The organism is Aerococcus sp. L_32 (assembly GCF_050689315.1).
On record NZ_JBOEQF010000199.1, the window covers coordinates 1 to 3,900 of the forward strand.

3 protein-coding genes are annotated in these 3,900 nt (G+C 39.5%); all 3 read left to right on the top strand.

Annotated elements, in window-relative coordinates; translation table 11 throughout:
• Positions 1-750, top strand: a 750-nt coding sequence (locus ACRCJ0_RS10310; RefSeq protein WP_431390379.1) for an ABC transporter permease, incomplete at its 5' end; no start/stop codon positions are given.
• Between the two features lie 17 nt (positions 751-767).
• Complete coding sequence (locus ACRCJ0_RS10315) at positions 768-1,685, top strand: ABC transporter permease (protein WP_431388377.1); 918 nt, start codon at positions 768-770, stop codon at positions 1,683-1,685.
• A 50-nt stretch (positions 1,686-1,735) separates the two neighbouring features.
• Positions 1,736-3,544, top strand: coding sequence for an oligopeptide ABC transporter substrate-binding protein (gene opp4A, locus ACRCJ0_RS10320; protein WP_431390380.1), 1,809 nt, complete (start codon positions 1,736-1,738; stop codon positions 3,542-3,544).
• The last annotated feature ends 356 nt before the right edge of the window (positions 3,545-3,900 follow it).

The following is a 3,900-nucleotide window of genomic DNA, read 5'->3' on the forward strand; positions in this document are numbered from 1 at the left end:
GCCTTCCAGGGTGACTTTGGGATGTCTTATACCTATAAAGTGCCTGTATCCACTTTAATTGGTGGACGAGCGGTTAACACGATCTTCCTGTCACTACTCACTTTGATTTTTACCTACTTAATTGCCTTACCGCTTGGGATTTTATCAGGTCGTTATAATAATTCTTCTTTTGATAAAGGGGTCGTATTATACAACTTCATTTCCTACGCAATTCCAACTTTCGTACTTGCCTTACTAATGGTTTGGCTGTTCGGGTATGAGTTGCAGTGGTTCCCAACAAATGGATCGGTATCTACCGGATTAGATGCCGGTACACCTGCTTATTATTGGGACCGATTCTACCATATGTTACTACCAGCAATTACCTACGCATTGCTTGGTACAACAGGGATCATCCAGTATTTGCGGAGTGAGGTAATTGATGCAAAACAGCAAGACTATGTGAAGACGGCTCGGTCTAAAGGGGTACCTGAGAATGTGGTGTATAACCGTCACATTTTTAGAAACTCGCTATTACCAGTGGCTTCAACATTTGGTTATGAAATTACTGGTTTAATCGGGGGTTCAGTATTTATCGAACAAATCTTCGCTTATCCTGGTATGGGTCAACTATTCATTCAATCGATTATTAGTCGTGACTATTCGGTCATTACTGCCCTGGTATTGATATTTGGTATCTCAACAATTCTAGGTACGCTACTGTCTGACATTATTATGACGATTGTAGATCCTCGTATTCGGATTGATTAGGGAAGGGGTGATGATGAATGGAAAATTATAAAAAAACAACTGACCAAGATGCGATTGCACAAGAATTAGCTAGTGCACCGCCAACTGGTTTGCGCGTAATTTGGCGTGAATTTTTAAAAGATAAGCTAGCACTATTTAGTTTAATCTTATTTATCCTTATTATTCTTGGGGTATTCATTGGGGCAATTGTCATCGACCAAGATGAAGTATTGCGAATCTCTCTATTAGATTCCTATATGCCACCTAATGATGATTTTATCTTAGGAACTGATTCCGGTGGTCGTTCTATTTTTGGCCAACTCATTATAGGTGCTAGAAACTCCATTACGATTGGTTTTACCATTACGGCACTGACCAGTATCGTTGGGATTACGATTGGTTTGGTTGCTGGTTACTATGGCGGTATTATTGATAATTTTTTGATGCGAATCATTGATTTTATCATGTTACTTCCAACAACCATGTTGATCATCGTATTTATCACACTGGTTTCAGACTACAATGTGTGGACCTTTATCCTCATCATGAGTGCCTTCTATTGGGTAGGGCAAGCGCGGTTAATCCGTAGTAAAGCCTTATCTGAGAGTCGAAGAGATTATATCTCAGCATCAAGAACGATGGGGACACCAACTTACAAGATATTATTTAGGGAAATTCTCCCGAATTTAAGCTCTCTGATCATCGTAAATGTCACTTTGAACTTTGCCGCAAATATCGGTATTGAAACTGGGTTAAGCTATTTAGGATTTGGGTTACCTACTTCCACACCTAGTTTAGGGACATTGGTCAGCTATGCTCAGTCACCAGATATTCTGGAAAATAAGACTTGGGTATGGCTACCTGCATCACTACTGATTTTAGTATTGATGCTTTGCATTAACTATGTAGGTCAAGCTTTAAAACGATCTGCAGATGCAAAACAACGTTTAGGGTAATTATATTTTTATAAATTACAACATCACAATTTAGTTTAGGAGGAAAGTGTATGAAGAAATGGTATAAGTTATTGGGTTTAACAGCTGCTGCAAGTTTGGCTTTGGTGGCGTGTGGTAACAGTGATAGTGACAGTGAAACTGCAGATTCATCTTCTAGTAGCGAAAGTGGTGAGGTAGTTGCACCTGAACTAGCGACTACAGTTGATAATGAAGGTGATGCAATTGATGGTGGTACTTTACAAGTTGGTTTAGTAACGGACTCACCTTTCCAAGGGATTTTCTCTTGGGAGTTTTATGAAGATGCTTATGATGCAGAAATTATGCAGTTTGGTTTCGATTCATTATTTGGCACTGACGATGACTTCCAAATTGACGACTCCGGTAAAGCCACGTTAGCATTAGATCAAGAAAATAATAAAGCAACAATTACCTTAAAAGAAGGTTTGAAATGGTCTGATGGTGAACCATTAACTGCCGAAGATGTTATCTATTCTTACGAGGTAATCGGTCACCCAGACTACACTGGTATTCGTTATGATGGTACCTTCCAAAACGTAGTCGGTATGGCAGAATACCATAGTGGGGAAGCTGATACGATTTCTGGTATCACGCAAGTCGATGATGTCACTGTTGAAATCGAATTCCAAGAAGTAAGTCCTTCAATGCTTCAAGCAGGTGGGGGTGTTTGGTCATACGCAATGCCTAAACACTATTTAGAAGACGTACCAGTTGCTGAACTAGCTTCTTCTGAAAAAATTCGCTCTACACCAGTTGGAGACGGTCCTTTCCGTATTACTAAAGTAACACCAGGAGAGTCCGTTGAATATGAAGCCAATGAATACTACTGGCAAGGTGAACCTCAATTAGACAACGTTGTCGTTGAAGTTGTGCCTTCAAGTTCAATTGTCCCTGCCTTAGAAAATGGTACTTATGACGTAGCTTTAAGTATGCCAACTGATTTATATGCAAGTTACGCTGAACTGCCTGGCTATACATTACTAGGTCGTGAAGAATTATCTTATACATATATTGGATTTAAGTTGGGTAAATGGGACGCTGAAGCCGGTGAAGTTGTTTATGATGAAGATGCCAAAATGGCGGATAAATCCCTTCGTCAAGCTATGGGATATGCCATTGATAACGACGCTATAGCACAACGTTTCTACAACGGCTTACGTTCAAATGCCAACACTGTTATCCCACCAGTATTTGGTAGTTTTGGTGCAACAACCGAAGAAGTACCTGGTTACTACTATGATGCAGATAAAGCCAACCAATTATTAGACGATGCTGGCTACGTAGATACTGATAACGACGGTATTCGTGAAGATTCAGATGGTGAACCATTACAAATTAACTTTGCCTCAATGGAAGGTGGAGAAACGGCTGAGCCAATTGCACAATACTATATCCAAGCTTGGAAAGAAGTTGGTTTGGATGTTCAATTAACAGATGGTCGTTTACTAGAATTCAACAGTTTCTATGACCGTATTGAAGCAGATGATGAAAATATCGATATCTATCAAGCAGCTTGGGGTACTGGTAGTGATCCTGCGCCAAATGGCTTATACGCGCGTAATGCTGCCTTTAACTTTACGCGTTGGGCGACTGAAGAAAATGACCAATTCATGGCTGACTTTACAAGTGCAGAAGCTTTTGACGAAGAATTCCAACGTAACACCTTTGTTGAATGGCAAAAATACTTCTCTGAAGAAGCACCAGTTATTCCAACATTATTCCGTCAAGAAGTTATGCCTGTTAACAACCGCGTAAAACACTTTGACTATGCTAATAACCCAGCGGATGACTTTGGATGGCACACAGTTGAAGTAACAGCTGATGCACCAGTATCAGAATAAAGTGATTTAAACTAGATATTACAACCACTTTTAGATAGTGATTAGGCGTACATGGTGGGGCCATGTACGCCTTTTTATTAGATAATTTTAATTTATTTGCACATTTATTAGATTTTCTTCATTTTACCTATTGCAATCATTATTATTTTAGGTTATATTAAATTCACATTAGAAAATGAAAGAGGTAGTCTCATGAAAAAGACAGCACAAGTGGTCATTATTATTAATAAACAGGACTTTACGAATTAGTGGTTTTCACTAATAACAAATCGTAAGTCCTATTCGTGCTTGTTAACGCTGAATGGGACTTAGGCCTCCCACCAGCGCGTGGGGGGCCTTTTCTTTTGCTAATAAAC

Coding starts and splice junctions, on each gene's coding strand:
- ACRCJ0_RS10315 (WP_431388377.1), top strand. CDS start 768: ATGGAAAATTATAAAAAAACAACTGACCAAGATGCGATTGCACAAGAA.
- opp4A (WP_431390380.1), top strand. CDS start 1,736: ATGAAGAAATGGTATAAGTTATTGGGTTTAACAGCTGCTGCAAGTTTG.